Annotated in this window: 3 protein-coding genes; all 3 read left to right on the top strand. The window is 72.8% G+C overall.

The window, feature by feature from the left end:
- A partial coding sequence (shc, locus tag ACIQOV_RS32475) for a squalene--hopene cyclase (protein WP_401054294.1) occupies nt 1–1932 on the top strand: 1932 nt, incomplete at its 5' end.
- Nucleotides 1929–2609, top strand: a complete 681-nt coding sequence (locus ACIQOV_RS32470) for a 1-hydroxy-2-methyl-2-butenyl 4-diphosphate reductase (protein WP_401054292.1) — start codon at nt 1929–1931, stop codon at nt 2607–2609. The genes shc and ACIQOV_RS32470, both read left to right, overlap by 4 nt.
- Nucleotides 2610–2611: 2 nt before the next feature.
- A complete protein-coding gene (hpnH, locus tag ACIQOV_RS32465; protein WP_401054291.1) occupies nt 2612–3640 on the top strand; it encodes an adenosyl-hopene transferase HpnH in 1029 nt (342 codons plus the stop codon).
- Nucleotides 3641–3667 lie beyond the last annotated feature (27 nt).

Raw genomic sequence — 3667 nt, 5'->3', positions numbered from 1 at the left:
CCGGCCGACGCGCGGGAGGCCCTGGCCCGCGCCACCACCCACCTGCTCTCCCTGCAGTCGTCCGAGGGCTGGTGGAAGGGCGACCTGGAGACCAACGTCACCATGGATGCCGAGGACTTACTGCTCCGCCAGTTCCTCGGAATCCGCACCGAGGAGCTGACCCACGCCACCGCCGAGTGGATCCGCTCCCAGCAGCGCGAGGACGGCACCTGGTCCACCTTCCACGGCGGACCGCCCGAGCTGTCCACCACCGTCGAGGCGTACGTCGCGCTCAAGCTGGCCGGCGACGACCCGGACGCCCCGCACATGCTGGCCGCCGCGCGCTACGTCCGCTCCGCCGGGGGCATCGCGGCCGCCCGGGTGTTCACCCGGATCTGGCTCGCCCTGTTCGGCTGGTGGCCCTGGGACCGGCTGCCCGAGATGCCGCCCGAGATCATCTTCCTGCCCAAGTGGCTGCCGCTGAACATCTACGCCTTCGGTTGCTGGGCCCGCCAGACCATCGTCCCGCTGACCGTCGTCTCGTCCCACCGCCCGGTCCGTCCGGCCCCCTTCGCGCTCACCGAGCTGCACACCGACCCGAACGACCCGTACCCCCACCGGCCGCTCGCCCCCGCGACCACCTGGGACGGCCTCTTCGAACGCCTCGACAAGGCGCTGCACGCCTACCACCGCCGGGCCTTCCGCCCGCTGCGCCGACTGGCCGTCTCGCAGGCCTGCCGCTGGATCGTCGAACGGCAGGAGGCCGACGGCTGCTGGGGCGGCATCCAGCCCCCCGCCGTCTACTCGCTGATCGCCCTGCACCTGGAGGGCTACGAGCTGGAGCACCCGGTGGTGAAGGCCGGGCTCTCCTCCTTCGACCGCTTCACCGTGCACACCGAGGACGGCAAGCGCTGGCTGGAGGCCTGCCAGTCCCCGGTCTGGGACACCTGCCTGGCCACCATCGCCCTGGTCGACGCCGGGGTGCCGGCCGACCACCCGGCGCTGGTCTCCGCCGTCGACTGGATGCTCGGCGAGGAGATCCGCAAGCCCGGTGACTGGGCCGTGAAGCGGCCCGGGCTCGCCCCCGGCGGCTGGGCCTTCGAGTTCGAGAACGACACCTACCCCGACATCGACGACACCGCCGAGGTGGTGCTCGCGCTGCGCCGGGTCGCCCACCCCGATCCGGGCAAGGTCGACGCGGCGGTGGACCGGGGCGTGCTGTGGAACCTCGGCATGCAGTCCAAGAACGGCGCCTGGGGCGCCTTCGACGTGGACAACACCGGCACGCTGCCCAACAAGCTGCCGTTCTGCGACTTCGGCGAGGTGGTCGACCCGCCGTCCGCCGACGTCACCGCGCACGTGGTGGAGATGCTCGCCGAGACCGGCCGCTCCCGCGACCCCCGGACCAGGCGCGGCGTCGAATGGCTGCTGCGCAACCAGGAGGCGGACGGCTCCTGGTTCGGCCGCTGGGGCACCAACTACATCTACGGCACGGGCTCGGTGCTGCCCGCCCTGGTGGCGGCCGGCGTCCCGGACGAGCACCCGGCGATCCGCCGGGCGGTGCGGTGGCTGGAGGACCGGCAGAACGCCGACGGCGGCTGGGGCGAGGACATGCGCTCCTACGACGACCCGGCGCGCTGGGCCGGGCGCGGCGACTCCACCGCCTCGCAGACCGCGTGGGCGCTGATGGCGCTGCTCTCGGCCGGCGAGGGGCCGCAGGGCCGGGCCAACCCGGCGGTGGAGCGCGGCGTGGACTGGCTGGTGCGCACCCAGCTGCCCGAGGGCACCTGGGACGAGCCGCAGTTCACCGGCACCGGCTTCCCGTGGGACTTCTCCATCAACTACCACCTGTACCGGCTGGTCTTCCCGGTCACCGCGCTCGGCCGCTACCTCAACGGCGCCCCGGGCACGGGCCGGCCCGACGGCGCCCCGGCGATCGGGGCGGCCCGGTGACCACCGCGCCCCTGCTGGTGCTCTGCGCCCTGGGCCCCGAGGTCTGGGCCCTGCGCGGCGGTGACTGGCGCGGCGCGGTCGGCGGCTCCCCGGTACTGGTGCGCACCGGGGTCGGCCGGCGGCGCGCCGGGACGGCCGTCCGACGGCTGCTCGGCTCCGCCCCCACCGGCTACGGCGCCGTGGTGGTGGCCGGCTTCGGGGCCGCGGTCGGCCCCGGCGTCCTGCCCGGCGACGTGGTGGCCGCCGACGGCGTGCGCGACGCCGAGGGCCACCTGTACCCGGTCGACTCCGGCCCGGGGCTCACCCGGGCGCTGAAGGAGCGCGGCCTGACCGTGCACACCGGCGTCCACCACACCGCCGACCACGTGGTGCGCGGCATCGAACGGCGCGCCCTGCACCTCCAGGGCGCGCTCGCCGTCGACATGGAGGCCTCCGCCGTCCTGGCCGCGCTGTGCGAGGTGCGGCCCGCGCTGCCGGCGGCCGTCCTGCGGGTGGTGGTGGACACACCCGAGCACGAGCTGCTGCGGTTCGGCACCCTCCCGGCCGGGGTGCGTGCCTGGCGGACCCTGCGGGCGACGGTCCCCGCCCTGGTCGACTGGTACCGGCAGGAGCGCGCGCCCGGCTCCGCAGACCTGAACCACCCCACATCCTCGACGCTCCCCCAGGAGGCGAGCTAGCCATGGCCATGCCGTTGCGCCAGACCGTGCGGGTCGGCACCTACCTCATGCAGCAGAAGCTGTTCAAGCGCCGGGACAAGTTCCCGCTGATCGTGGAGCTGGAGCCGCTCTTCGCCTGCAACCTCGCCTGCGAGGGCTGCGGCAAGATCCAGCACCCGGCGGGCGTCCTGAAGCAGCGGATGCCCGTGGCCCAGGCGGTCGGCGCGGTCCTGGAGTCGGGTGCCCCGATGGTCTCGATCGCCGGCGGCGAGCCGCTGATGCACCCGCAGATCGACGAGATCGTCCGGCAGCTGGTCGAGCGCCGCAAGTACGTCTTCCTCTGCACCAACGCGCTGCTGATGCGCAAGAAGATGGACAAGTTCACGCCCTCGCCGTACTTCACCTTCGCGGTGCACATCGACGGCATGCGCGAGCGGCACGACGAGTCCGTGGCCAAGGAGGGCACCTTCGACGAGGCGGTGGCCGCGATCAAGGAGGCCAAGCGCCGCGGCTTCCGGGTCACCACCAACAGCACCTTCTTCAACACCGACACCCCGCAGACCGTCATCGAGGTGCTGGACTACCTCAACGACGAGCTCAAGGTGGACGAGATGATGATCTCGCCCGCCTACGCCTACGAGAAGGCCCCCGACCAGGAGCACTTCCTCGGCGTCGAGCAGACCAGGGAGCTCTTCCGCAAGGCCTTCGCCGACGGCAACCGCAAGCGCTGGCGCCTCAACCACAGCCCGCTCTTCCTGGACTTCCTGGAGGGCAAGGCCGACTTCGAGTGCACCCCCTGGGGCATCCCCAACTACTCGCTGTTCGGCTGGCAGCGGCCCTGCTACCTGATGGCCGACGGCTACGTGCCGACCTACCGCGAACTGGTCGAGAAGACCGACTGGAGCAAGTACGGCCGCGGCAAGGACCCGCGCTGCGAGAACTGCATGGCCCACTGCGGCTACGAGCCGACCGCCGTCCTCGCGACGATGGGCTCGCTCCAGCAGTCGCTGCGCGCCATCACCGAGACCGTCAGCGGCAACAAGGGCCGCTGAGACGGGAGCCGGCCCCCGGGTCGGCAC

The organism is Kitasatospora sp. NPDC091257, from assembly GCF_044757675.1.
GTDB lineage: Bacteria > Actinomycetota > Actinomycetes > Streptomycetales > Streptomycetaceae > Kitasatospora > Kitasatospora lactacystinica.
The sequence above is the reverse complement of the archived record's forward strand: the minus strand, read 5'-3'. Positions and strand labels throughout refer to the sequence as shown.